The organism is Streptomyces sp. cg40 (assembly GCF_050320165.1).
Taxonomy (GTDB): Bacteria; Actinomycetota; Actinomycetes; order Streptomycetales; family Streptomycetaceae; genus Streptomyces; species Streptomyces hokutonensis.
This window is the reverse complement of record NZ_CP190128.1, coordinates 3768577-3794229: the sequence shown is the minus strand read 5'-3', so window position 1 is coordinate 3794229 and position 25653 is coordinate 3768577. Positions and strand designations below refer to the sequence as shown.

Genomic DNA, 25653 nt, shown 5'->3' with positions numbered 1-25653 from the left:
TGGCGTGAGTGCTCGCCGGCCCCCGCCGGAGGGGACCCCTCCACGAAAGTGTGACACTTTCACCGCAGGTGTCATGCTTTCGCGCCTCGCCCTCCGCAGGTGGCGAGCATCCCTACGCGTCGGGCCAGGCCCGCTCCGGCCGAGTCGGCTCGATCAGGAGTAGAAGCCTCGGCCGTACTCGTCCCGGCTCAGGGCGAAGTCGTCCGGGCGATCATGGCGGAGCTCCTCGAGGCTCTGGGATGCACCCGGTCCACGCTCTCGGGCAGTTCTTCCATGGCGTCGTGAGCCTGGATCAGGCGGGTCTGTTCTGCGGCAGCTGGGGTGTGAGCGTGCTGCGAAGGCCGTTGATGGTCGTGTGCCAGGGGGCGTCGTCAGATTCGGCCCAGAGCTCCAAGAGTTCGGACGGCTCGGTCAGGACGCGGTCGAGGGCCCGGAGGGCGAGGGTGCGTAGGCCGGTGAGGTCGGGGGCGGGCTGCTTCGGGCCGTAGTGGGGATGGGCGGGCTCGCCGCCCGGGCATTGCGCGGCGACCAGGGCCGCTGCCGCGATGGCGTTGTCGCCGACGTCCGCGTCCAGGTAGTCGGTGGCCTCGGCCGCTCGGGCCAGGGTGTTCCGCACCAGGCCCCGACGTGCGTCGGGGGCGGCGTCGTCGAAGCCGCCGCACCAGTCCGCTGCCGTGTCGTTGTCGAAGGGGCCGACGTCCCAGGTGCCCATGCGTCTCTCCTGATCCTGATCGTGATCGCGTCCGGGCAGCGTGGCAGGCGCCACTGACATCGGTCGCGGAAGTACCTCGTACGCCCGGGAAGCCTCCACCCCGTTTCCGTGTTGACCTGCACCGAGGCCAGCCCCTTCCCTCTGATCGCTCACGGCGAACAACCGGTGGGGAACAATCGAAGGCGCCCAAGCATTGAGTCGGCATAGCTCAACTTGACTGCCTAAGGGGAGATCATGGCTTCGACGTCCACACCGCTCACCCTGCCCGTGCTGCCGCTCGACGACGAGGTCGTGCTGCCCGGAATGGTGGTTCCGCTGGACCTGAACGACACCGATGTACGCGCCGCCGTGGAGGCCGCCCAGGCCGCCGCGCGGTCCGAGTCCGGAAAGCCCAGGGTCCTGCTGGTGCCACGCATCGAAGGGACTTACGCGAGCACGGGTGTGCTGGGCACCATCGAGCAGGTCGGCCGGCTGGCCGACGGCGACCCGGGTGCGCTGATCCGCGGCCGTAGCCGCGTGAAGATCGGGGCCGGGACGACCGGTCCTGGTGCCGCACTCTGGGTCGAGGGCACCGCGCTCGACGAGAGCCTGCCCGAGCCCTTGCCCGGTTCCGTGACCGAGCTCGTGAAGGAATACAAGGCGCTGGCCACCGCGTGGCTGCGCAAGCGCGGGGCCTGGCAGGTCGTCGACCGCGTGCAGGCCATTGATGATGTGTCCACGCTTGCCGACAATTCCGGTTACTCGCCTTTCCTGACCACCGAACAGAAGATCGAGCTGCTGGAGACCGCCGACCCGGTGGCCCGGCTGAAGCTCGCCACCCAGCACCTGCGTGACCACCTCGCCGAGCAGGACGTCGCCGAGACCATCGCCAAGGACGTGCAGGAAGGCGTCGACAAGCAGCAGCGCGAGTTCCTGCTCCGCCGCCAGCTCGAAGCCGTCCGCAAGGAACTGCGCGAGCTGAACGGCGACTCGGCCAAGGACGGCGAGGAGTCCGACGACTATCGCGCCCGCGTCGAGGCCGCCGATCTCCCCGAGAAGGTCCGCGAGGCCGCGCTCAAGGAGGTCGACAAGCTGGAGCGCTCCTCCGACCAGTCGCCCGAGGGCTCGTGGATCCGTACCTGGCTGGACACTGTCCTCGAACTCCCGTGGAACGAGCGGACCGAGGACGAGTACGACATCCGGGGCGCCAAGGCGATCCTGGACGCCGAGCACGCCGGTCTGGAGGACGTGAAGGCGCGCATCACCGAGTACCTCGCCGTGCGCAAGCGCCGCAGCGAGCGCGGGCTGGGTGTCGTCGGCGGGCGGCGCGGCGGCGCCGTACTGGCCCTCGTCGGTCCGCCCGGTGTCGGCAAGACCTCGCTCGGCGAGTCCGTCGCGCACGCGATGGGACGGAAGTTCGTCCGGGTCGCGCTCGGCGGTGTGCGGGACGAGGCGGAGATCCGCGGCCACCGGCGTACGTACGTCGGCGCGCTGCCCGGCCGTATCGTCCGCGCCATCAAGGAGGCCGGGTCCATGAACCCGGTGGTCCTGCTCGACGAGATCGACAAGGTGGGGTCCGACTACCGGGGGGACCCGGCCGCCGCGCTCCTCGAAGTGCTCGACCCCGCGCAGAACCACACCTTCCGCGACCACTACCTGGAGGTCGAACTCGACCTGAGCGACGTGGTGTTCCTGGCGACGGCCAACGTGCTCGAAGCCATCCCGGAGGCACTGCTCGACCGGATGGAACTGGTCCGGCTGGACGGCTACACCGAGGACGAGAAGGTCGTCATCGCCCGTGACCACCTGCTCCCGCGCCAGCTGGAGCGGGCCGGTCTCAAGGACGACGAGGTCGTCATCGACGAGAGCGCGCTGCGCAAGCTCGCCGGTGAATACACGCGTGAGGCGGGCGTCCGCACCCTGGAGCGGTCGATCGCCCGGCTGCTCCGCAAGATCGCCGCGCAGCACGAACTGGGCGAGCGGGAGCTGCCGTTCACCGTCAAGGACGCGGATCTGCGCGCTCTGATCGGCCGGCCGCACCACGTGCCCGAGTCCGCCCAGGACCCGGCGGAGCGCCGTACGGCGGTCCCCGGTGTCGCCACCGGCCTCGCGGTCACCGGCGCGGGCGGTGACGTCCTCTACGTCGAGGCGTCGCTGGCCGACCCGGAGACGGGCGCGGCGGGTCTGACCCTGACCGGTCAGCTCGGTGACGTGATGAAGGAGAGCGCGCAGATCGCCCTGTCGTTCCTGCGCTCGCACGGAGCCGAACTGGAGCTGCCCGTCGCCGACTTGAAGGACCGGGGCGTGCACATCCACTTCCCGGCGGGTTCGGTGCCGAAGGACGGCCCGAGCGCGGGTGTCACGATGACGACCGCTCTCGCGTCGCTGCTCAGCGGCCGGCTGGTCCGTACGGACGTGGCGATGACCGGTGAGGTCTCGCTGACCGGCCGGGTCCTGCCGATCGGCGGGGTGAAGCAGAAGCTGCTCGCCGCGCACCAGGCGGGGGTCACCACGGTGATCATCCCGAAGCGCAACGAGCCCGACCTGGACGACGTCCCGGCCGAGGTCCTGGACAAGCTGGACGTCCACGCGGTGACGGACGTCCGTCAGGTCCTGGAGCTGGCCCTGTCGCCAGCGACGAACGGCGCGACCCCGGAGGTTCCGGTGGCGGCGTGACGGACGCCACCGGTCAGGTGAAGGCCCGGGTCCCTTTTCACGAGGGGCCCGGGCCTTCGTCGTACGTAGGTCCCACCCTGCGAAATACTGGCGAAACTGCGGCGACTTTCACGATCAGGAAAGCAGAACATGGGTGCTGACGTGCACAAGGACGAGGACAGAAACGACAGCGGGATCCCGGATCCCGATCCCGAATACCTGTCCCTGGAACGCGAGTTGACGTTCCTCTTCCGGCGGGCCCGGGCCAACCAGGGCGAGATGGCCCGTGAGGTCCACCCCGACCTGGAGTCCGCCGCGTACGGTCTGCTGGTCCGGCTGGACGAGTACGGGCGGCAGCGGGCCACCGAACTCGCCGCCTACATCGGCGTCGGCAAGGCCACCATGTCCCGCCAGCTGCGCGCCCTGGAGGAGCTGGGCCTGATCGCCCGCGAGCCCGACCCGGCGGACGGCCGCGCCTGGCTGGTCGACCTCACCGACGAGGGCCGGCGCCGCGTCGCCCACGTCCGCGAGGCCCGGCGGGCCCGCTACGTCAGCCAGCTCTCCCACTGGGACCGTCGCGAGGTCGCCGAACTCGCCCGGCTGCTCCACCAGTTGAACGGCGTCATGGAGAAGTGAACTCGAAGCGGTGAGAGCGGACGTAGCGGCTCACAGTTCGACGTACACGACCGTCGCGTCGTCGTGCGTCTTGCTCCGGCGCAGATACGTCCGCGTCTCCGCGTCGGCCCGCTCCAGCGCCCGCACCCGGCTCACCAGCTCCGCCGCGCCCTCCTTCCGGACGAGGGCGAGGCACTGTGCCCAGTCGCCCTCGCCGAACTTCTCCACCCACCTCGTCGCCCCGTCCGTGAGGGCGGCGAGGGCGCGGACCCCGGCGCGGGGGAGCGTGCCCGTCACCGCCCGCCGCGCGACCGAGGGATCGGCGGCGGCCGTGAAGAAGCCGCCCTCCTTGTTACGGAGCGTGGCGTCGATCAGCTCGTCCGTGGCCCGAGCGGCGCGCGGCAGGCGCGAGAGGCGGTCGTCCAGTACGGCGGTCACCTCGCCGGCCGGGGAGTCCACGAGCAGGGCGGAGTCCGAAAGGACCAGATATTCGATCTCCTCCCGCGACCAGCGGGCCAGCACCACGGTTGCCTGCGGGGTGCGTGGGTGAGAAAGGTCACAGGTGGTGGCGTGTGCCTCGGATGTTCGGACGATCGCCCGGGAGAGAATCTCCGCCAGCGTCAGATCCCGGCAGGAAACGGTCAGTTCGGTCAGCGCGCCACCCAGCCGCGCGGTGTACCAGGGGACCGGATGCAGACAGCCCGTCTCCCCTCTCGGCGGGGTCACTCCGTCCAGGACGATCAGCGAACCGCCCTGCCCCGAGGCCGGAAGGCCGACGCTCGCGAAGTCCTCGTTGGGTCGGTTCGGGTCGCCGGGTTCCGACACAAGTTCCGTACGCATTCGGCCAGTCTGCACGACCTCTTCACAGGCCTCGCAAAACGTTGGCACTGATTGCCGAATCGGCGCAGCCTCGCAGGTCAGACGCCTGGTTTGGGCTGGAATGGATCACTCCGGGATTACGTGGCGGCGAATCCTGCCAAAGCCCGCCGCTCACGTCCAACCGGCGCGGCCCGCAGGGCCGCAGGGCGGGCCGCCGGAACTTGCCCGCCAACTCCCCAACGGGGTTCACTCCTTCGGGTGGCGGCCCGGATGATGCGCGACCGCTGCCCACCGGCACTGGGAGGGTCGCCGTACCGGGATGACGGAGCGTCACCCGGCCCCATGGGTATCACGAGTCAGGAATGCGAGCACCGGTGCAGAAAAAGCGGCCTCGGCGCACAGGCAAGCAGACGGCCCCTCAGGGGGGCGCCACCGGTGCCGTCACGCCCGATCCCGCGGGCAAGGGGCGCAGCACCCACGTCCGCAACCGGCTCATCGTCGCCGTGGCCGTGGTGGCCGCCGCCATCGCCGCGGCCGGTGTCCCCTCCCTTGTCACCGCCTCCGGCCAACTCCACGACTCCCAGGACCTGGTGACGCTCGCCGAGCAGACCCAGGACGCGCTGTCGCTGGCCCACTCGCTCGCCGACGAGCGGGACGAGGTCACCTCCTACATCGCCGCCGGACGCCCCAAGTCCCAGGCCCCCGACGAGGACCGCAGCGCCCGCGTCGACCGCCAGGTCGACGAACTGCGCGCCGACACCGACATCTCCGCCGCGCTCCGCTCCGACCTCGACGACGTCGCCGCCGTACGACGGGCCGCACTCACCGGCCAGAGCAGCGCCCTGGAGGCGCATGTCGCGTACTCCGGCGCCATCACCGAACTGCACCGGCTCGCCGAGCAGTTGGCCGAGCAGATGCCGCCACGGGCCGGCTCCGGCGCCTACGCGCTCGCCGAACTCGACGCCGCCGTCCAGCAGGCCGCCGCCGCCCGCGGACTGCTGCTGGCCGCGCTGAACGTGCCGACCAGTACCAAGACGGTCATCAGCGCCATCACCGGCCTCCCCGTCACCGAGACCGGCTCGACGCCCGCCCAGACCAAGCAGCGCGACGCCCTCAGCGCCGCCGCCCAGCAGGCCCGGCTGCGCTCCGACGCCGCCCTCGCCGACTTCCGCGAGACCGCGACGAAGACGGCCGTGGCGGGCTACGACTCCACGGTCACCGGACCCGAGGTCAACACCGCCGAGAAGTACCTCGCCTCCCTCACCGACCAACCCACGCTGTCCGACAGCGAGTTGGACACCAGCACCAAGAAGCTCGACGCGGCGCTCTCCGCCCGGGTCGACCTGATGCGCGGCGAGGAGTCCGCCCTCTACGAGCACCGCTCCAAGGACCTCGCCCAGCTGCGCGACGACGACGTCAAGGCGCTGGAGCTGCGCGTCGCGATCCTCGGCGCCCTCATGCTGCTCGCCGTCGGCATCGCCACCGCCATGGCCCGCACCCTCACCCGCCCGCTCTCGGTGCTGCGCCGCGGCTCGGCCCGGCTGGCCGGCGCCGAGGACCCGGCGGCCGAGGAAGCCATCAAGTTCACCGGCCGCAACGACGAGTTCGCCCAGGTCGTCCGCTCGGTCAACTCCCTGCACGCGCACGCCGTCGCCCTCCACGAGCGCATCGCCACCCTGGAGGCCGACCGCAAGCACCTGGTCGGCCAGCGCCAGCGGATGGCCGACGCCCGCGAGGAGCTCCGCGCCGAAGTCACCGACTCCAGCGACCAGTTGGAGCGCCTGCGCACCAGCATCGGCGGCACTTTCGTCAACCTCGCGCTGCGCACCCTCGGCCTCGTCGAGCGCCAACTCGCCGTCATCGAGGGCCTGGAGGAGCGCGAGCAGGACCCCGACCGCCTCTCCACCCTCTTCAAGCTGGACCACTTCGCCACGGTCATGCGCCGGCACAGCGAGAACCTCCTCGTCCTCGCCGGCACCGAACACGTCCAGCAGCACGCGGGCCCGGTCCCGCTCGTCGACGTCGTCCGGGCCGCCGTCAGCGAGATCGAGCGCTACGAACGCGTCCGCATCTCGGCCCTCCCGCCGCACGCGCACGTGGCGGGCTTCGCGGCGGACGACCTGAGCCACCTGCTCGCCGAACTCATGGAGAACGCCAGCTCGTTCTCCCCGCCGGACGCCCCCGTCGAGATCTCCGGCTGGCTCCTGGAGAACGGCGAGGTCATGCTCTCCGTCCAGGACGAGGGCATCGGCATGACCGACGACCGCATGACCCGCCTCAACACCCGCCTCACCGAGTTCGACCCGGACTCCCCCTACGACCAGGAGGGCGAGGAGGGCCTCGGCCTCGGCCTGTACGTCGTGGCCCGCCTGGCCCACCGCCACGGCGTCCGCGTCCAGCTCCGCGACCAGAAGCAGGGCGGCGTCGCGGCGGTCGTGGTCCTGCCCGGCCCGCTCCTCGCGGCGGCCCCGGCGACAGCCGTACCGGCGTCCTCACCGGCCACCGGCACCACCCACTCCTACTCCCTCCCGGGCGCCGCGGCCGAGGTCAACTCCAACGTCCTGCACGCCCGTTCCAAGCCGGACGAGGACCCACTGGTCGCGCTGGCGGAGCGAGCGGTACGGGAGAATCCGGCGGAGAAGGCGGTCCGGGAGTCCCCGGCGGAGAAGGCGGTCCGGGAAACCCCGGCCGAGACGACGGTACGGGAGTCCCCGGCCGAGACGACGATGGAACTCCTGCTGCCCCTGGCTACGGAGAACCCGCCGGCCGCCGACGGCGAGACCGCCCCACAGGGGCCACCCGCACCCGACGACGAAAGCCGCACGGGCGGTGCGGGTGGGAGCGAGAGCAAGGCCGAGGGCGAAGCCGAGGCCGAGCACACACGCGCAGACGAGGACCCCGTCACCGACAAGGGCCTCCCCAAGCGCACCCCAAAGATCACCCAACCCGCACAGGCCCCGCGCCAGCGGACCGGCACCGTAGACGCCGAAGCCCTGCGCCGCAGACTCGGCGGCTTCCGCGCCGGAGCCTCCGCCGGCTACCGCGACGTAGAAGCGGAGATCGCCGAGAAGACCGGCCAGAACCCGGTCCCGGCACCGCGCGGCGCGACCGCACCATCCGAAGAAGCCACGGGGGGCACCGTCGAGGAGGCAAGCAGTTGACCGCGCCCAGTACCTTCGGCCTGAGCAGCGAAGCCCGTAACCTGCACTGGCTGCTGAGCAACCTCGTGGAGGAGGTGTCCGGCATCCAGTCGGTCGCCGTCGTCTCCTCCGACGGTCTGCTCCTCCTCTCCTCCGACCCGCACAGAAACGATCAGGCCCGAGAAGCGCTCGAAACCAAGCGCACCGGACCGCGAGGCTCCGCGGCCGACCTGGCCACCATCGTCTCCGGCATCGGCAGCCTCACCATCGGCGCCGCCAAGCTGATGGACTCCGGCCCGGTCAAGCACACCATGGTCGCGATGGAGGAGGGCAGCCTGTTCGTGATGTCGATCAGCGACGGCTCGCTGCTCGGTGTGCACGGCTCCGCGGACTGCGACATGAGCGTCGTGTCGTACCACATGGCGCTCTTCGTCGGCCGCGCCGGCCATGTGCTGACCCCCGAACTCCGCAGCGAGCTGCGGAAATCCCTCGAAGACGCGTCCGCGGAGAGTGCCCGATGACCGGCGGCGGCAGCGGCAGTACGCCGAACAGGCTTCCCGTGCGCGGCGGCGACCGCAAACCCGCCCGGGTGCGCCCGTACTCGCTCACCGGCGGCCGGACCCGCTTCGGCCATGTCCTCCTGGTGGAGACCTTCGTGGCGGCGCTCGAAGCCCCGGAGGAACGCAAGGAGTTGACGAACGGCTCGCTCGACACCCGGGTCATGCCGGAGATGCGCGCCATCGTCGAACTCTGCCGCCGTATGCGCACGGTGGCAGAGATCGCCGCGCTGCTGAAGATGCCGCTCGGTGTGGTCCGCGTGCTCCTGAGCGATCTCGCGGACCAGGGAAAGATCCGTGTGTACGGAACCGGGACCGGTCACGGCCCGGGCCGTCCTGACCGCGCTCTGCTGGAAAGGGTGCTGAGTGGACTCCGTCGTCTCTGACGCCGCCGCCTACGGCGTCTCCCCGCTCCTCGACGACGAGGAGCAGCCGCGGGCCTGGCAGTTGGACCGCAACCGCGCGCCGGTCGCCACGAAGATCGTGGTGGCCGGTGGTTTCGGCGCCGGCAAGACCACCATGGTCGGCGCCGTCTCCGAGATCCAGCCCCTCCAGACGGAGGCGCTGATGACCGAGGCCAGCGAGGAGACCGACGACCTCACGGGCACCCCGGAGAAGACCACCACCACGGTCGCCATGGACTACGGCCGTCTCACCCTCGACGACGACCTGGTGCTCTACCTGTTCGGTACGCCTGGCCAGCAGCGGTTCTGGTTCATGTGGGACGACCTGGTGCGCGGCGCGATCGGCGCCGTCGTCCTCGCCGACACCCGCCGCCTCAAGGACTGCTTCCCCGCGCTGGACTACTTCGAGAGCTGCGGCCTGCCGTACGTCGTCGCGGTCAACCACTTCGACGGCAGCGAGCGGTTCGACCCGGAGGACGTGCGGGAGGCATTGACGATTCCCGCGCACATACCTGTAATGATCATGGATGCGCGGCGGCGGATTTCGGCCATCGAGACCCTGCTCGCGCTCGTCGGCCACGCGCTGGACGTCACCCCCGAGTAGCCCCCGAGCAGTCCTCGATCAGTCGCGACCAAGGAGTCACCACCCGCATGCGGAAGATACTCGTCGTCGGAGCTGGCCAGTCCGGGCTCCAACTCGCCCTCGGACTCCAGTCGCACGGGTACGAGGTCACCCTGATGTCCAACCGGACGGCGGACGAGATCCGTTCCGGGCGGGTCATGTCGACGCAGTGCATGTTCACCACGGCACTGCAGCACGAGCGCGATCTCCAGCTGAACTTCTGGGAGTCCCAGGCCCCGAAGATCGTAGGACTCGGCGTCTCGGTCGCCGCCCCCGGCTCGCACGACCCGGGGCCGACACAGCGCGCGATCGACTGGGTGGGCAGGCTCGACGGGTACGCGCAGTCGGTCGACCAGCGGGTCAAGATGGCCGGCTGGATGGAGACCTTCGCCCAGCGCGGCGGCCAACTGGTCATCCACGGCGCCGCAGTCGGCGACCTCGACTACTTCTCCCGTACGTACGACCTCGTCCTCGTCTCGGCCGGCAAGGGCGAGCTGGTGTCGATGTTCGCCCGCGACCCGGAGCGCTCCCCGTACGCCGAGCCGCAGCGCGCGCTCGCGGTCTCCTACGTCCACGGTCTGGGTCCGCGTCCCGAGCACCCGGACTACGACGCGGTCCGCTGCAACCTGGTGCCGGGCGTGGGCGAGTTGTTCGTCATGCCGACACTGACGACGTCCGGCCGCGCGGACATACTGTTCTGGGAGGGCATACCCGGTGGGCCGTTGGACGTCTTCAACGGAGTCAAGGACCCGGCGGCGCACCTCTCCCTGACCCTGGAACTCATGGAGAAGTTCGTGCCCTGGGAGTACGACCGGGCGCGGAACGTCGAACTGACCGACGCGGGTGGGACGTTGGCCGGCCGCTACGCGCCCACGGTCCGCAACCCGGTCGGCCCGCTCCCCGGCGGCGGGCTGGTCCTGGGCGTCGCCGACGTCGTCGTCGCCAACGACCCGATCACCGGGCAGGGCTCCAACTCCGCGGCCAAGTGCGCCGCTTCGTATCTCGCGTCGATCCTCGAACACGGCGAGAAGGAGTTCGACGGGGACTGGATGCGCGCGACGTTCGAGCGGTACTGGGACACCGCGCAGCACGTCACCAAGTGGACCAACGCGATGCTCTCTCCGCCGCCGGAGCACATTCTCAACCTCATCGGTGCGGCCGGGCAGTTGCAGCCGGTGGCGGATCGGTTCGCCAACGGGTTCGACGATCCGGCCGATTTCGAGAACTTCTTCTACGAGCCGGAGAAGACGGGGGCGTACCTCGCTTCTGTGACGGCCTAGGGCGCCTGGTCCGGACGTACGGCTCCGAGGATCGGGTAGCTCGCGATCGGCGATACCTGGATCTTCTCGCCTGTGCGCGGAGCCTGGACGATCTTTCCGTCGCCCACATACATGGCCACGTGTGTCGCCTTGGGGAAGTAGATCACCAGGTCGCCGGGGCGCAGCTCCTTCAGCGGGACTCTGGGGAGTTGCGCCCACTGCTCTTCACTGGTCCTCGGAATCGGGGTGCCCGCGTGGCCCCATGCCTCCGATGTCAGCCCCGAGCAGTCGTAGGCCTTCGGGCCCTCCGCGCCCCACTCGTAGGGCTTGCCGATCTGCTGTACGGCGTAGCGCAACGCGTGGTCGCCCGCACGTGAGGGCTCGCGGTTGTCGTCGCCCAACGCACCCGAAGTGACCAACTTCTGCTGGGCCTTGTCGACGTCGGTCTTCTCGAAGGCGGCGAGGGCGGTGAGTTGGCCGGGGGTGAGGGACGTGAGGAGCTTCTCGACGTCGGCCAGGCGCTTGCGTACGTCGTCGCGGTCCTTCTTCTGGCGCGTGGCCAGGGTGAGTCGGGTGTCGAGGGCCTTGCGGGCCGCGCGGGCCAGGCCGTCGCTCTTCTTCTCGCTGCCGACCAGGCGGCCCACCGTCTCGGCCCGCTCGCGCGCCAACTGGCCGATGACATGGCCCTCGTCGAGCGCGTGCTGCGGATCGCGGGCGAGGAGGAGGCGGACGTACGGGGAGATGGCCGTGCTGTTCTGGTACTGCTCCCGCGCCAGCCGGCCAGCGGCGCCGCGGCTGTCGTGGAGGGTGAGGCGGGCGCGGGCCAGTTCGGAGTCGAGGCGGTCGACCTTCGCGCGCTGCTTCTTCAGCTGCTCCTCGGTGGCGTTGTACGTCTCCGTGGCCTGCTCGGCGTCCCGGTACAGCGTCTGAAGGTCCGTCAGCAGCTCGGCCACGGGCCGCTGTCCGGGCGCCTGCGGATCGGGCACGGCCGCGGCGGGCAGCGGTGCGAGGACGGTGCCGGCCGCGACCGCCGCCGTACAGACCAGACGCAGAAGCCTTCCTGACACGTCATCACCTCCGGTGCGCGGCGGCCCTTCCGCCCCGCATCGTGAGCATCAGACGGGGGCGCAGGGTCCGCGCGCCGGGTGTGCGCGGTTCGGCGCAACCTGGTCACCCGTGGGTGTCGTCCGGCTTGCCGCCCGGCGTGGCGTCTGGTGCGGGGTCCGGTTTGGACCAGGGCCAGCGCAGGGCGCCGCCGCGCTTCCCCGCCCCTTTTTCACCTTCGGCGGAGTACTCGTACTTCCAGCCCTTGGGGAGCCCGAGCCGCTTGCTGTGCGCCCTGGGCACCCGGCGGTAGACGAGGATCGTGGGCGGGCCGCCGGCGTCGTCGGGGACCGGGATGCGGTAGGTCTTCGGCGGGTTCCCGGTGGGGCCGACCAGTACCGGCAGGGACCGCCCGTCCATCGGGCCGCCCTCGAACGGGGTCTCTTCGCTCTTCACGGCATCAGTCTCGGCCATCCGTCGCGAGCGACCGGACAAGCTCCGCGGTCTGCGGGTCCCGGCGGGCCGTCACCGCCAGCGCCGCCGCGAACTGGTCGACCAGCCAGTCCCGCAGCTCGTCGACGGGCGGCTGCTTGTCCTCGTCGAGCCAGATGAGGGAGGCCGCCTCCACGGCCGTGATCCACATCCGTACGGTCATCCGCAGCCGCGGGCCCGGTTCGGCGACGCCGAGATGGCTGAGGATGTGCACGGCGGCGGCCCGCCGGACCCCGTCCACGATGGCTGTCGTACGGGATGTCTCCACCACGCTCCCGCCCTGGAGCAGCGCGCTGAAACCGGCGTCGTGCTGGTCGACGAAGCCGAGGTAGCGGTCGAGGGCGCGGGCGAGGCGGGGGAGGAGCGGGCCCTCGCGCGGTTCGTCGAAGCACTGCTGGAGTTCCTCGGCGGCGGAACGCAGCGCGGCCTCGTAGAGCTGCTGCTTGCCGCCCGGGAAGTACCGGTACACCAGGGGCCGCGAGACGCCGGCCGCTTCCGCCACGTCGTCGAGGGAGACCTCCTCGGGCGCGCGGTGCGCGAAGAGGGTGAGGGCGGCGTCGAGGAGCTGGCTTCGCCGCTCCTCGACGTTCAGGCGGCGGTAGGCGGGAGTGGAAGCGGCGGGGGACATAGGGGCAGGGTAGTCGGGCGGGTGCGGGTCGGTGGGGGCTGGTCGCGCCCACGCGGCGGAGCCGCAAATTGACACAGCCCCGCGCCCCTTACTTAAGAAGCGCCCAAGCTGGTCCGGCCTTTTAGGGGCGCGGGGAACTGCGCGACCAGCCCCCACCGGCCCGCACTACGAACTCAAGCCAGCAGCCCCGAAGCCTTCCACAACCGCCGCCCAACCCCCCTCAGCACCCCAATGTCGTCCAAGAAGTCCGTCAGCTTCTTCGAGCCGTTCTGCATGACCTCCCGCCGATGCCCACTCGCCCGCACCTGCGCCACCGCCTCCCGCTTGTCCAGCCCCACATTCGTGTACACCTCGGGATTGATGAAGGCGACGGAGAAGACCCGCGCGAACTCACCCGACGTGACCCGTGTGAACTCCTGCGACCACCGGGGCGCGGTGATCATCTGCCGCCTCAACTCCTCCCGGGCGTACCGGACATGACGCGCCTCCTCCACCACATGGATCCGCGTCACGCCCCGCACCAACGGCTGCACCCGCTCGTCCGGGAACGTCAGCCTCTGCATCCAGTCGAGGACTTCCTCCCCGAGCAGCGTCGCCGTGAAGGAACCGGGCGTCGTGGAGATCGTCTTGAACAGCCGTCCCAGGTTCTGGTGGGCCCGGCTCACCGGATACCAGGGCGCGTCCCCGCGGGAGATCAGCCGCGCGAACATCTTCGAGTGCCGGCACTCGTCCTCGATCTCGGTGAGCGCGTAGCGCACATGCGCGCTCGTCGCCGCCTTGTCGTAGATGTGCCGGACGAGCAGCTGCATCAGGATCAGCTCGAACCAGATACCGAGCGAGGCGAGCGCCGCGGCCTCGTGCTGGGAGAGCAGGATCCGCTGCTCCTCGCCCATCCGCCGCCACAGCGGGGTGTCGTAGAGCGAGACCAGTTCCGGCGGCCAGAACCACTTGCCGTCCTCGAAGGGCGCGTCCCAGTCGAGTTCCTTGTCGGGGTCGAAGGAGTGCCTGGCGGAGGAGGCGAGCAGCCGTTCGGCCACCTGCTCGCGGTCCTTGAGCAGGCCGAGCGCGTCGCGCAGCCCGTCGACCGCGTCGGCTTCGGTCAGGGTCGTCATGGTTCTCCCACCTCGCAGGTCGGTGTGTTACCGGGGGTCACATCCTCCACTGTCTTATGAGACTGCTTGTCAGCAAGCTCGTCAATCCCTCCGTTCGCACGTTCTGCATATCCCGCATGTACGGTGCTGGCGTGTCCATGCCTCCGCCGCCGCAGCAGCCGCCGTATCCCCAACAGCCGCAACCCCAGCAGCCGTACCCGCAGCAGTACCCCCAACAGCCGTATCCCCCGCAGCAGTTCGGACCGCCGCAGCCGCCGCAACAGCCCTACGGTGGCCAGCCCCCGTACGGTCAACAGCCCTACGCCCAGCCCCCGTACGGCCAGCAGCCCTACGGCTGGGGCGCCCCTCCGCCCGCCTTCCCGCCGCCCCCGAAGAAGCGCGGGCTCGGGTTCGCGCTGGGGATCGTCGGCGGGGCCCTCGGTGTGGCGCTGGTGATCTTCATGGCCGTCGTGCTGACGGTCGGCAGCCGGTCCGCCACCGGGTTCCCCGAGGCGGACTTCGTGCTGACGCTGCCGAAGACGCTGGTCGACGGCCGCTTCGAACTCGCCGACGACCTCTCCCGCACCGAGGGGCAGAAGATCGAGCAGGAGGCGGACGGCGCCTGGGACGCCAAGGACACCGTGGCCGTCGTCGGCACCTACACCCTCAACGGCGACGCGACCAAGGGCACGCTGGCCCTGTCGGGGATGTACGGCCGGTTCAAGAACACGGACGAGGCCCGCGAGGGCATGCTGAAGGGCGCGGGCGAGGCCGACGGGGTGACCGTGGCCGTACCCCGCAAGGACTTCACCGAAGGCGGGGTCACGGTCTCCTGCGAGGTGCTCAGCCAGAAGAAGCTCAGCGTCACCGTCACCTATCCGACCTGCGCCTGGGCCGACGGCAACACCGCCGCCGCGGTCGCCTGGACCACCGCGGCGACCGTCACCCAGGACCCCTCGGACGTCGACCTGGCGTTCTCCGCGAAGACGACCCTCCAGGTCCGCTCGGAAGCCAGGAAGGCCAAGTGACCCCGGCCCGGCGGAGTTTGGAGGGGCTCGCCCTCGGCGACGCGTTCGGCGAGCGCTGGTTCCCGCTCTTCCGCGAACCCCGCCGGGCCTACGACGAGGTCCGCGCCCGGCGCACCCCGCAGGAACCGGAGTGGCACTGGACGGACGACACCGCGATGGCCCTCGGCATCCTCCGGGTGCTCGACGAGCACGGCGAGATCCGACAGGAGCCCCTCGCCCGGGCCTTCGCGCTGAGCTACGACGCCGATCCGGCCCGTGGATACGGCCACGGCATGCACCAGTTGCTGCCCCTGCTGCTCCAGGAGCCGCACCGCTGGCGGGAGTCGGCGCGCGAACTGTTCGACGGCCAGGGCAGCCTCGGCAACGGTGCCGCGATGCGTGCCGCTCCGCTGGGCGCGTGGTTCCACGACGACCTCGACCGGGTCGTGACCCAGGCGACCCTGTCCGCCGAGGTCACCCACGCCCACCCCGAGGGCATCGCCGGCGCGGTCGCCGTGGCCGTCGCCGCCGCGCTGTCCGTGCGGCGGGAGCTGACCCTGGAGGCGGTGGCGGCGCGCACGCCCGAAAGCGCCGTAAGGGAAGGGCTGTTGAGGGCTGCCGACGTGCCGTTCGCCACCGAGCCGTGGCGGGCCTCCGACCTCCTGGGCAACGGGCAGCGCATCCGCGCCGACGACACCGTCCCCTTCGCCGTCTGGTCGGCCGCCAGGCACCCCGACGACCTGACCTCCGCCCTCTGGACCACCGCCGAGGGCTTCGGCGACGTCGACACGACCTGCGCCATCACCGGCGGCGTCGTGGCCGCCCGGACGGGGCTCGACGGCGTGCCGCAGGACTGGCTGCGGCGCCGCGAGCCCCTGCCCGGTCCCGGTCCCGGTCCCGGGATCTAGACCGAACAGCCCAGCCCCTCAGGGATGTCGACCGGCCCGGCCGGCTCCGCGCCCTGGGGTGGGAACGACGTCCGCAGGGTGAACGCGTACGGGGTCGGGCCGTGCGCGCGGAGGTGCAGGACGCGTTCCTCCGCCTCCGCGACCGTGGGGCGGTGGCCCGCCGGGACCCACCACAGGGCCGCCATCGCCTCCCGCATCCGCTCGAACCACTCGCGGCGGCGGGCCAGCAACTCCCGGTGCCGCCCCTGGTACATGAACGCGGTCAGGGCGTCCGTGTCGCGCCAGACCGACATGTTGATGATCAGCCACTCGTCGCCGAGGACGGGTACGTCGGTCGCGTTGCCGGAGTCGGACTGGAGGCGCCACACGAAACCCCCGGCCGCGTCGGCGACGGCGTTCACGGGGTCGAGGGCGTCCACGAAGTCCTTCAACTCCGGGGAGTCCAGCGGGAATTGGAGTCGGCCGATGTTGACCTGGGCGAGTTCGTACGCGGGTACCGTCAACGGCTCAGTCATGAACCGGACGATAGGTCGGGCGCCCGTGCCGTGACACCCCCCGTCTCACAGGCCGAGCACCGCCTCCATCACCGCCTTGGCGATCGGCGCCGCGTCCCCGCCCCCGCTGATGTCGGAGCGGTCCGCCGACGCGTCCTCGACCACCACCGCGACCGCCACCTTCGGCTCCATGTCCCGTTCGCCCTGCGCCCAGGACACGAACCAGGCATACGGCGTACCGGAGTTGCCGATGCCGTGCTGCGCGGTACCGGTCTTGCCGCCGACCGTGGCACCGGGGATCGCCGCGTTCGTGCCGGTGCCCTCCGTCACCACGTCTTCCATGAGTTCCCTCATCTGTACGGCCGTTGCGGGATGCATGGCCTGGCGGACCGGGCGGGACGATCCGGCCGTCGAGACCGTCTCGCCGCCCCGCCTCGTCGTACGTTCCACCAGGTACGGCTGCCGCACCTGCCCGCCGTTCGCGACCGCCGCCGCGACCATCGCCATCTGCAACGGCGTGGCCCGCGTGTTGTACTGGCCGATCGACGACAGCGCCAACTGGGCCCTGTCCACCGAGGTGTCGAAGGTGCTGGGGGAGACCGCGAACGGGATCCGCACGCCGGTGTCGTTGAAGCCGAACGCCTCCGCCGTGCCCCTCATGTTCCGCACCCCGACATCCACGCCCAGCTTCGCGAACACCGTGTTGCACGACCACTCGAAGGCGGAGCGCAGCGGCGCGTCCGCGCAGCCGTCGCCCTCGTTCGTGAGGGTCGTCGAGGTACCGGGGAGCGTGAACGGGTCGGGGGACCTCGTCGCCGCGTCCAGGTCCGTCACCACCCCCGCGTCCAGCGCCGCCGCCGCGGTGACCACCTTGAACGTCGAACCCGGCGGATAGGTCTGCCGTACCGCCCGGTTGAGCATCGGCTTGTCCGGATCGGCGTTCAGGCGGGCCCAACTGCGGTTCGCGGTACGACCGTTGCCCGAGAGCGCGCCCGGGTCGTAGGACGGGGTGGAGACCAGGGCGAGGACGCGGCCGGTGGACGGTTCGATCGCGGCGACCGCGCCCGTGCGGGTGCCCAGCCCGTCGTAGGCCGCCTTCTGCGCGGCCGGGTCGAGGGTGGTGACGACATTGCCGCCGGGGTTCTGGGCGCGGGTCAGGTCGTTCCACAGGGGGAACGGCGAGAGCATCTCGTCGGTGCCGGAGAGGATGCCGTCCTCGGAGTGCTCCAGGAACGTCGTGCCGTACTCCTGCGAGGCGAAGCCGGTGACGGGGGCGTACAACGGGCCGTCCCTGTAAGTCCGTTCGTAGCGGAGCTGCTCGCCGGAGTCCCGGGACCCGGTGATCTTCCTGCCGCCGACGAGGATGGCGCCGCGCGGCTGGGCGTAACGGGCGATGGTCTGGCGGCGGTTGGCGGGATTGTCGTCGTAGGGCCGGGACTGGAAGATCTGGATGCGGGTGGCGTTCACCAGCAGGGCGAGCAGCAGCAGGGTGCAGAAGGCCGCCGCGAGGCGGATGTGCCGGGTCATGGCGTCGGTCACGCGGCCACCTCGATGTCGTAGTCGGACTGGCGGCGGGCCGAGTCGCTGATCCGGATCAGCAGGGCCACGATCGCCCAGTTGGTGACGACCGAGGAGCCGCCCTGGGCGAGGAACGGCATCGCCATGCCGGTCAGCGGGATCAGGCCGGTCACCCCGCCCGCGATCACGAACACCTGGAGCGCGACGATCGAGGCGAGCCCGACCGCGAGCAGCCGGCCGAAGGGGTCGCGCAGCGCGAGGCCCGCCCGGTAGCCGCGCTCCACGAGCAGGCCGTAGAGGATGAAGATCGCGGAGAGGCCGGCCAGGCCCAGTTCCTCGCCCGCGGTGGCCAGGATGAAGTCCGACTTCGCGGCGAAGCCGATGAGGATCGAGTGGCCGAGGCCCAGGCCCGTGCCGAGCAGGCCGCCGGCCGCGAACGCGAAGAGGGACTGGGCGAGTTGGTTGGGTCCCTGGCCCGCGTCGATCGACGCGAAGGGGTGCAGCCAGTCGAGGACGCGGCTGTGGACGTGCGGTTCGAGCCGGCCGACCGCGACCGCGCCGAGGGCCGCGAGCAGCAGGCCGACCGCGATCCAGCCGGTGCGGCCGGTGGCGACGTAGAGGAGGGTCACGAACAGGCCGAAGAAGAGGAGCGAGGTGCCGAGGTCGCGTTCCAGGACCAGCACGCCGACGCTGATCAGCCAGATCGCGACGATCGGGCCGAGGACGCGGCCGGTGGGGAGCTGGAGGCGCCACACGCGGCGGCCGGCGTGGGCGAGCGCGTTGCGGTTGGCCGCGAGATACGCGGCGAAGAAGATCGCGAGCAGCACCTTCGCGAACTCGCCCGGCTGGATGGAGAATCCGGCGATCCGGATCCAGATCCGGGCCCCGTTCACGGCCGGGAAGAGGACCGGGAGGGTGAGGAGCACGAGCGCGGCGGCCACGCAGACGTAGGCGTACCGCTGGAGGACGCGGTGGTCGCGCAGGGCGAGGACCACGACGATGAAGAGGGTCACGCCCAGGGTGGACCACACGAGTTGGGTGGGCGCGGCCCGGTCGCCCGGGGTCTCCAGGTCGAGCCGGTAGATCAGGACCAGGCCGAGGCCGTTGAGGAGCACCCCGATCGGGAGCAGGAGCGGGTCGGCGTACGGGGCCCGCAGCCGCACCGCCACATGCGCCAGCAGGGCGAGCACGCCGAGCCCGGCGCCGTAGCCGGCGGCGCCGGGCGGGACCGTGCCGTTCCTGGCCAGACCGACAGCGCAGTAGCCGTACACCGAGAGGAGTACGGCTACGACGATGAGGGTGAGTTCGATGCCACGGCGCCGGGGAAGGCGTACAGCGGGTGTGGGAAGGTCCGCTGTGACGGTGGTTCCGGCGTTGGTCATGTCCGGAACTTACCCAAATGGGACGGGTTGTGTGCCTTGGGTGGTGCGTGTGTCTCGTCCGTCAGCACCAGCGGGGGGCCGGGCCGATGTTGTCGATGTAGCGCGCCGAACCCCAGGCCCAGGTGCCGTCCGTGAGCAGGTACCAGAGGTGGTTGCCGTCGACGTTGGAGCCCCTCGTCTTGCAGAAGATCGAGACGTGCTCGCCGCGGTGCGCGTACCGGATGATCCTGCTGCCGCGGTCCGGCCGGGAGCGCAGGGCCAGTTCGCGCGCCGTCACGACGCCCCGGTACAGGCGCGGGTTGTTGTGGTGCTCGCCGCCCTGGTTGTAGTCGCCACGGCCGTCGTCGTCACCACGGCCGTTGTCGTCGCCCTGCTGGTAGTCGCCGCGGCCGTCGGAGTCCTCGTCGCCGCGCTGGTTCCAGCCGTCGTCGTCCTGGGAGCTGCTGACGCTCTGGTCCTGGTCGCCCCATTCGTCGTCGGCCACGGCCGGTGTGACGGCGGCCGCGGTGACGAGCGCACCGGCGGCGACCGCTATACCGATACGACGGAGGGAGAGGCTGAGGGACATGGGGGTACCTCCAGAAATGGGGCGAACCTGACTGATCGCCACACTAGGAGGGGTTCGGGGAGGGCGCTTCTCGTGCTGCGCCATCAGGGCTGCGGGCGGCTCACTGAGGCAGTGTCAGGGTGGCCAGCGCCCCGCCGTCCGCCACGTTCGCGAACTCCAACCGCGCCCCCAGCACCTCCGCCTGCCCGAGCGCGATGGTCAGCCCCAGCCCATGCCCCGTAGCTCCCCCCTCCGTCCGGAACCGCTGCGGCCCGTGCTCCAGGAGATACCCCGGGTATCCGTCCCCGTGATCCCGCACGGTCACCACCGCCCCGTCCACGGTCACCACCACCGGCCCCCGCCCGTGCCGGTGCGCGTTCGCGACCAGATTCCCGAGCACCCGCTCCAGCCGCCGCCGGTCCGTCTCCACCCACTCGTCCCGTACGACGACGACCTCCGTGTCCGTCCCCGACGCCTGGACCACCCGCGCGGCCACCGCCCCCAACTGCTCGGTGCCAAGCTCCAGTTTCTCCCGCCGGGTGTCGAGCCGGGAGATCTCCAGCAGGTCCTCGGTGAGGGTGCGCAACGCGGCCACCCGGTCCCGCACCAGCTCGGTCGGCCGCCCCGGCGGCAGCAGTTCGGCCGCCGCGTGCAGCCCGGTCAGCGGGGTGCGCAGCTCGTGCGCCACGTCCGCCGTGAACCGCTGCTCGGTCAGCAGCCTGCCCTGGAGCGAGGAGGCCATCGTGTCGAGCGCGGCGGCCACCGCGGCCACCTCGTCCTGCGGCCGGCTCGCGTCCTTCGTACGGGGATCGTCGACCCGCGCGTCCAGGTCGCCGGCGCTGATCCGCCGGGCCACCTGCGCGGTCCCGTGCAGCCGCCGGGTCACCCGGGTCACCGCGAACGCGCCGAACAGCAGGGTCGCCCCGATCGCCAGCGCCGAGGACCCCACGATCGCCCGGTCGAGCCCGGCGATGGTGTCCGCGCCCTGCGAGTAGTCGACGGCCACGGCCAGCACCCGCCCGCCGTCGGCCGGTCCCGCCGCCCACATCGTGGGGCGCCCCCGGTGCCTGCCGACCATGGTGCCCCGCTCGCCGTCCTCGGCCAGCCGCCGCAGCGCCACGGGCAAGCTCGCGGGATCGACCCCGGCGCCGTGCAGCAGCGAGTCCCCGGCCTCGTACTGCGCCGTCGCCGTCCGCAGCCGCGACAGCGCCAGTTGGCGGGCCTGGCCCACGGTCCGGTCGGTCACCGACACATGCACGAGCACGCCGAGCAGCGCGGCCAGCGCGCAGCACATCACCGTGATGAACACGGCGGACTTGAAGGCGAGTGTCCCGGCCCACCGGGGCAGCGCGAGCCCCGTCACGGGGTGGCCGACGTGACGGGCGCGGGCGTCGCGCGGCGGACACCGTGCTTACGGCTGCCCGTGCGCAGGAACTCGTCGTGGGTCAGCAGCATCGCCTTCTGGTCGGCGTCCCAGGTCCACTGCACGCGGTACTCGTACCCCGCCAGCTCGGACGGCGAGCGGATGATCACGGAACGCCCGGCCAGCTCGACCCCGCTCACCGCGTCGTCGTTGGCCATGACCTGCACGAGCCGGTGCTTCTCGACGGTGTAGACCCGCACGGCCGTCATCTTGGTGGGCAGCAGCCGGAAGCCGAGCGTCAGGTCGTCGTGTCCGTCGCCCGTCACGTCGCGGTAGTACGGCTTGAGGACGGGGCACTTGCTCCGGTCCCCGCCCTTCGCACAGTCGCCGATCCGCTCGGCGGTTCCCCGGTACGGCGCCTTGGAGCCGACGTAGTCGCCGGGGTTCGCGGCGATCTCGGCCCGTACGACGGCGATCGGGTCCACCTTGCGGATGTCGTCGCCGGGGACGGTGACGCCCTGCACGATCTCGGTGTCGGCCTCGTCGAAGTCGTAGGCGGGGGAGGCGGCGGGCGACATGTTCGGCCAGAGCTTGGCGGGGCTGGTCGCCGTCGGGGTCGCGCCCGCGCCGCGCAGCGCGCCGGTGTCGCCGCAGGCCACCGCGGTCGCGAGCAGCAGAGCGACAACGGCGGTGACGGCGGTGGTGCGGAGGGGACGACGGAGCGGCACCCGTACACCCTATTCGTACGGAAGTCCTTTTTGTTCATGCTGGTCAGTGGGTCGGGGGGAAACGATTACTCGGCTACTCGGCCAGCTCCTCCAGCAGCCGTGCCGTGGACAGTCCCGCCCGCAGATACTCCACGAACAGTTCGTTGTGCAGCGCCCACGGGGAGCGGCGGGTGCGGATCAGCCGTATCGCCTCCTCGGTGGAGTACCCGCGCCGGACCAGCGCGTGCGCCACGACGAGCCCCGACCTGTTGTAGCCGTGATAGCAGCGGACGAGGACCTTCCGCCCGTCGTCCAGCGCCTCGCACGCGGCCCGGGCCAGCCGCATCACGCCCGCGAGCTGCGTCCCGTCCAGCGGACCGTCCGGAATCGGCCACACATGGTGCTCCACGCCGGAGTCGGGCCCGTGTCCCGGCAGCCGCAGCAGCGTCTGCACGAGATCGAACTCGTCCCGCACCACCGCGAACTCCCGTTGCCCGGAGCGCCCTCTGAACTCGTGCCCGCCCATCCACAGACCGGTGACGATCTCGCTCCACGGAGTGTCCGGAGCGGGTACGTCGGGTTGCTTCCTGCGCGTCCGCAACGGCGCCTCCCCAAGCCCCAGCGACTGACCCAAAGGTAACCGGGTTCTTGCCCCTTGAGCACCCCGCCTGTTCCCATGGTCGAGGGGTGATGGTGCATGAGCGGACTGCGCATCGTACCGACCTGGCGCCATGGTCAGGAACGGCTGTACGTCTGTCACACGGACGGAAGGAACGTCGCCTGGTACGACCGGGAGGCGGCCAGGATCAACCTGCTCAGCGAGGACAGCAGGGAGGACGTGCTGCACGCCCTCGGCCCCTTCCTCACCGGCCCGGTCACGATCGGCCCGCCGCCGGTCCCGACCCCCGCGGAACTCGCGCGGCTCTCCCTCCACCCCGACGACGACCTCGCGCCCAACCGCCCCGGCGAGGCGCTCCACCTCGCCCTCGACCGGGACCCCGGCCCGCAGCACCGGCTCCGCCCCGACCGGCGGCGCCGCGCCCTCACCGCCGAACAGGCCGTCGGCGAGGCCCTGGACGCACTCGACGGCGCCGGCTGGCACACCCTCCACTCGATCCCGCTCCCCGGCGGCGACCGCCTCCACCACCTGGTGATCGGCCCCGGCGGCCTCTTCGCCGTCCACACCCTGTACGCCCGCAAGCAACGCGTCCGCATCGCCGACCCCATGGTCACCCTGGGCCGCCGCGACCCCCTCCCCCTCCTCCGCCGAGTCCGCTCCGACGCCGACCGCGCCTCCTACGCCCTCACGGCCGAGGTCCGCCCCTTGCTGGCGCTGGCCGGCCCGACCGACGTCACGGTCACGACCCCCCTCCGCGAGGTCCGCGTCCTCCAGGACACGGAACTCCCCGGCCTGGCAAGGACGGGCGGGGTGCTGAAGCCGGCGGATGTGGAGGCGCTGCACGCGATGGCCCGGGATCGGCACACGTGGGGGAAGGTGTGACGATGCCCGGCCGACGCGGGCCACCACTGTCCAGGCCGTCCGGCCACTTCCCGACGCCGGCCACCAAAACTCAGCCCGTCCGGCCACTTCCCAACGTCGTCCACTAAAAATCAGCCCGTCCGGCGTTTGAGGACGAGGCCCCTTCAGGGCCGATCGGGGGTCTGGGGGCGGAGCCCCCAGTGACGGGACGGGCAGGGGCGGCGGGGGCGAAAATCAAGGCACCACCCCCGCCCGCTTCGCGTCGAGCAACGGCCCCAACAAATCCCCGTACTCCCGCAGCCGTCCCCCCATGTCCGTTGCCAGAAAGGTGAGTTGACGCACCGACCCGCACCCCTCCACCTCCTCCCACGTCACCGGCGCCGACACACTCGGCTCGGCCCGCGCCCGCAGCGTGTACGGCGTCGCCGTCGTCTTCCGCGCAGCGTTCTGGCTCCAGTCGACGAACACCTTCCCCGCCCGCAGACTCCGCGTCATCCGGTGCACGACCAGCCGGGGCATGGCCTTCTCCGCCTCCACGGCCAGCGCCTTCGCGTACTCCACGGCCCGTTCCGACGGCACCGGCTCCACCTCCGCCAGCAGATGCAGCCCCTTCGCCCCGGACGTCTTGGCGTACGCCTCGATCCCGTCCGCCGCCAGCCGCTCCCGCAGCCAGACCGCGACCTCACAGCACTGCACCACCGTCGCCGGCGCCCCCGGATCGAGGTCGAAGACCAGGCGGTCGGCGGAGCCCGGCGCCCCGATCACCCACTGCGGGGTGTGGAACTCGGTGACGAGGTTCGCCGCCCACATCAGGGACGCCAGGTTCTGCACCAGCACCATCCGGGCCGGCCCCTCCGACCTGGGCACCTCGGCCGTGGTGACCCACTCGGGCGTACCCGGCGGCACGTTCTTGGCGAAGAACACCTGACCGTCCGGCCCGTCCGGGTACCGCAGGAAGGACAGCGGCCGGTCCCGCAGATGGGGCAGCAGGGCTTCGGCGATGGTGGCGTAGTAATGCAGGACCTCACCCTTGGTGAAGCCGTCCGCCGGGTACAGCACCTTCTCCAGGTTGCTGAGCGCGAGCCTTCGCCCCTCCACCTCTGTGATCGGCGTCATACGATGACAATCCCACGTAAACGTCACCAATCAGCAGATAACCGTAAGGCGGGTGCGGCAGGTGCGATCCATATGGAACGGCGCGATCTCCTTCGGCCTGGTCAGCATCCCGATCAAGCTGGTGAACGCGACCGAGAGCCACTCCGTCTCCTTCCGCCAGATCCACACCGAGGACGGCGGCCGCATCCGCTACCGCAAGGTCTGCGAACTGGAGGACCGCGAGGTCACCCAGGCCGAGATCGGCAAGGCGTACGAGGACGCGGACGGCACGATGATCCCGATCACCGACGAGGACCTGGCCCAGCTGCCGATCCCCACGGCGAAGACCATCGAGATCGTGGCCTTCGTACCGGCCGACCGGATCGATCCGCTCCAGATGGACGCGGCCTACTATCTCTCCGCGAACGGCGTCCCCGCCGCCAAGCCGTACACCCTGCTCCGCGAGGCGCTCAAGCGCAGTCAGAAGGTGGCCATCGCGAAGTACGCGCTGCGGGGCCGCGAACGCCTCGGCATGCTGCGCGTCGTGGACGACGTGATCGCCATGCACGGGCTGCTCTGGCCGGACGAGATCCGCGCCCCCGAGGGCGTCGCCCCCGACACGAGCGTCACCGTCCGCGACAAGGAACTCGACCTCGCGGACGCCCTGATGGACACGCTGGGCGAGGTCGATCTCGCCGACCTCCACGACGACTACCGGGAGGCCGTGGAGGAGATGATCACCGCGAAGGCCTCCGGCGAACAGCCCGCCGGCACCCCGGCCCCGGCCCGCAGCGGCAAGGTCCTCGACCTCATGGCGGCCCTGGAGAAGAGCGTCCGCGAGGCCCAGGAGTCGCGCGGCGCGGAACCGGCCAAGAAGGCCGAGGTCAGACCCCTTGCCAAGAAGTCGACGGCGAAGAAGACGACGAAGCAGACCACAGCGAAGAAGGCCCCGACGAAGAAGGCAACTCCCCGCAAGCGAACGGCGTAAGGGACAACCGCGCCCCATAGGGGCGCGGGGCTGTATCGACATGCGGCTCCGCCGCGTGGGCGCGACCAGCCACAATGCACCCGCACTCGCACGACGGCCGGACGCACCCCGACAGCCACAACGCACCCGCACTCGCACCCCAGCCGG

25 protein-coding genes are annotated in these 25653 nt (G+C 71.1%); 11 read left to right on the top strand and 14 right to left on the bottom strand.

The features are described 5' to 3' along the window. Positions 1-292: 292 nt before the first annotated feature. Entirely contained in the window at positions 293-712 is a 420-nt protein-coding gene (locus ACQHII_RS16495) for a DUF4259 domain-containing protein (RefSeq protein WP_427920020.1), read from the bottom strand. Positions 713-946: 234 nt separating this feature from the next. Here ACQHII_RS16495 and lon point away from each other — a divergent pair, with 234 nt between their 5' ends. Together lon and ACQHII_RS16485 are read left to right on the top strand one after the other, a co-directional pair. Beyond that, positions 947-3367, top strand: a complete 2421-nt coding sequence (lon, locus tag ACQHII_RS16490; RefSeq protein WP_427920019.1) for an endopeptidase La — start codon at positions 947-949, stop codon at positions 3365-3367. Between the two features lie 129 nt (positions 3368-3496). Continuing rightward, positions 3497-3982, top strand: coding sequence for a MarR family winged helix-turn-helix transcriptional regulator (locus tag ACQHII_RS16485; protein WP_427920018.1), 486 nt, complete (start codon positions 3497-3499; stop codon positions 3980-3982). A 30-nt stretch (positions 3983-4012) separates the two neighbouring features. On the opposite strand, the gene ACQHII_RS16480 is transcribed toward ACQHII_RS16485, so the two are convergent. Continuing rightward, complete coding sequence (locus ACQHII_RS16480) at positions 4013-4801, bottom strand: hypothetical protein (protein WP_427920017.1); 789 nt, start codon at positions 4799-4801, stop codon at positions 4013-4015. Between the two features lie 353 nt (positions 4802-5154). Between ACQHII_RS16480 and ACQHII_RS16475 the strand changes: the two genes are divergently transcribed. Genes ACQHII_RS16475 through ACQHII_RS16455 form a run of 5 tightly spaced genes read left to right on the top strand, consistent with a single transcriptional unit; the run spans position 5155 to position 10783 of the window. Continuing rightward, entirely contained in the window at positions 5155-7941 is a 2787-nt protein-coding gene (locus ACQHII_RS16475) for a sensor histidine kinase (protein WP_427920016.1), read from the top strand. Further along, a complete protein-coding gene (locus ACQHII_RS16470) occupies positions 7938-8441 on the top strand; it encodes a roadblock/LC7 domain-containing protein (protein WP_362984877.1) in 504 nt (167 codons plus the stop codon). The genes ACQHII_RS16475 and ACQHII_RS16470 overlap by 4 nt, the downstream gene beginning before the upstream one ends. Beyond that, positions 8438-8863 carry a DUF742 domain-containing protein gene (locus ACQHII_RS16465; protein ID WP_427920015.1) on the top strand — a complete coding sequence of 142 codons (426 nt, stop codon included), beginning with the start codon at positions 8438-8440 and terminating at the stop codon, positions 8861-8863. Before ACQHII_RS16470 ends, ACQHII_RS16465 begins: the two co-directional genes overlap by 4 nt. Further along, the gene (locus ACQHII_RS16460) at positions 8844-9485 is read left to right on the top strand and encodes a GTP-binding protein (protein ID WP_427920014.1); all 642 of its coding nucleotides are present in this window, start codon (positions 8844-8846) and stop codon (positions 9483-9485) included. The genes ACQHII_RS16465 and ACQHII_RS16460 overlap by 20 nt, the downstream gene beginning before the upstream one ends. Before the next feature lie 47 nt (positions 9486-9532). Continuing rightward, positions 9533-10783, top strand: coding sequence for a styrene monooxygenase/indole monooxygenase family protein (locus ACQHII_RS16455; RefSeq protein ID WP_427920013.1), 1251 nt, complete (start codon positions 9533-9535; stop codon positions 10781-10783). On the opposite strand, the gene ACQHII_RS16450 is transcribed toward ACQHII_RS16455, so the two are convergent. From ACQHII_RS16450 to ACQHII_RS16435, 4 genes are all read right to left on the bottom strand, one after another. Then, a complete protein-coding gene (locus ACQHII_RS16450; protein WP_427920012.1) occupies positions 10780-11829 on the bottom strand; it encodes an NlpC/P60 family protein in 1050 nt (349 codons plus the stop codon). The two genes, ACQHII_RS16455 and ACQHII_RS16450, sit on opposite strands and share 4 nt — an antisense overlap. A 103-nt stretch (positions 11830-11932) precedes the next feature. Then, positions 11933-12262 (bottom strand): hypothetical protein, encoded by a 330-nt coding sequence (locus ACQHII_RS16445; protein WP_427920011.1) that lies wholly within the window; start codon positions 12260-12262, stop codon positions 11933-11935. 4 nt (positions 12263-12266) lie between these two features. Continuing rightward, positions 12267-12926, bottom strand: coding sequence for a TetR/AcrR family transcriptional regulator (locus ACQHII_RS16440; RefSeq protein ID WP_427920010.1), 660 nt, complete (start codon positions 12924-12926; stop codon positions 12267-12269). A gap of 173 nt (positions 12927-13099) precedes the next feature. Next, positions 13100-14038: an AurF N-oxygenase family protein gene (locus tag ACQHII_RS16435; RefSeq protein ID WP_427920009.1), complete on the bottom strand. Its 939-nt coding sequence runs from the start codon at positions 14036-14038 to the stop codon at positions 13100-13102. A gap of 137 nt (positions 14039-14175) precedes the next feature. On the opposite strand from ACQHII_RS16435, the gene ACQHII_RS16430 reads away from it, so the two are divergent. Both ACQHII_RS16430 and ACQHII_RS16425 read left to right on the top strand, forming a co-directional pair. Continuing rightward, the gene (locus ACQHII_RS16430) at positions 14176-15045 is read left to right on the top strand and encodes a hypothetical protein (protein WP_427925329.1); all 870 of its coding nucleotides are present in this window, start codon (positions 14176-14178) and stop codon (positions 15043-15045) included. Beyond that, positions 15042-15932: an ADP-ribosylglycohydrolase family protein gene (locus ACQHII_RS16425; protein WP_427920008.1), complete on the top strand. Its 891-nt coding sequence runs from the start codon at positions 15042-15044 to the stop codon at positions 15930-15932. Before ACQHII_RS16430 ends, ACQHII_RS16425 begins: the two co-directional genes overlap by 4 nt. Here the strand turns inward: ACQHII_RS16425 and ACQHII_RS16420 are convergent. From ACQHII_RS16420 to ACQHII_RS16390, 7 genes are all read right to left on the bottom strand, one after another. After that, on the bottom strand, positions 15929-16447 hold the full coding sequence (locus ACQHII_RS16420) for a DUF3291 domain-containing protein (protein WP_427920007.1): 519 nt from the start codon (positions 16445-16447) through the stop codon (positions 15929-15931). The genes ACQHII_RS16425 and ACQHII_RS16420 overlap by 4 nt on opposite strands. Positions 16448-16492: 45 nt before the next feature. Next, on the bottom strand, positions 16493-17953 hold the full coding sequence (locus tag ACQHII_RS16415) for a penicillin-binding transpeptidase domain-containing protein (protein WP_427925328.1): 1461 nt from the start codon (positions 17951-17953) through the stop codon (positions 16493-16495). A gap of 8 nt (positions 17954-17961) precedes the next feature. After that, positions 17962-19326 carry an FtsW/RodA/SpoVE family cell cycle protein gene (locus tag ACQHII_RS16410; RefSeq protein ID WP_427920006.1) on the bottom strand — a complete coding sequence of 455 codons (1365 nt, stop codon included), beginning with the start codon at positions 19324-19326 and terminating at the stop codon, positions 17962-17964. Between the two features lie 61 nt (positions 19327-19387). Next, the gene (locus ACQHII_RS16405; protein ID WP_427920005.1) at positions 19388-19894 is read right to left on the bottom strand and encodes an SH3 domain-containing protein; all 507 of its coding nucleotides are present in this window, start codon (positions 19892-19894) and stop codon (positions 19388-19390) included. Positions 19895-19994: 100 nt separating this feature from the next. Continuing rightward, positions 19995-21236 (bottom strand): ATP-binding protein, encoded by a 1242-nt coding sequence (locus ACQHII_RS16400; RefSeq protein WP_427920004.1) that lies wholly within the window; start codon positions 21234-21236, stop codon positions 19995-19997. Next, positions 21233-21964, bottom strand: a complete 732-nt coding sequence (locus ACQHII_RS16395; protein WP_427920003.1) for a hypothetical protein — start codon at positions 21962-21964, stop codon at positions 21233-21235. The genes ACQHII_RS16400 and ACQHII_RS16395 overlap by 4 nt, the downstream gene beginning before the upstream one ends. A 73-nt stretch (positions 21965-22037) precedes the next feature. Then, positions 22038-22544 carry a protein-tyrosine phosphatase family protein gene (locus ACQHII_RS16390; protein WP_427920002.1) on the bottom strand — a complete coding sequence of 169 codons (507 nt, stop codon included), beginning with the start codon at positions 22542-22544 and terminating at the stop codon, positions 22038-22040. A gap of 96 nt (positions 22545-22640) precedes the next feature. On the opposite strand from ACQHII_RS16390, the gene ACQHII_RS16385 reads away from it, so the two are divergent. Beyond that, entirely contained in the window at positions 22641-23444 is an 804-nt protein-coding gene (locus ACQHII_RS16385; RefSeq protein WP_427920001.1) for a nuclease-related domain-containing protein, read from the top strand. Positions 23445-23657: 213 nt separating this feature from the next. Here the strand turns inward: ACQHII_RS16385 and ligD are convergent, their stop codons facing one another. Next, a complete protein-coding gene (gene ligD / locus ACQHII_RS16380; protein ID WP_427920000.1) occupies positions 23658-24539 on the bottom strand; it encodes a non-homologous end-joining DNA ligase in 882 nt (293 codons plus the stop codon). 52 nt (positions 24540-24591) lie between these two features. Between ligD and ACQHII_RS16375 the strand changes: the two genes are divergently transcribed. Continuing rightward, on the top strand, positions 24592-25506 hold the full coding sequence (locus ACQHII_RS16375) for a Ku protein (RefSeq protein WP_427919999.1): 915 nt from the start codon (positions 24592-24594) through the stop codon (positions 25504-25506). The last annotated feature ends 147 nt before the right edge of the window (positions 25507-25653 follow it).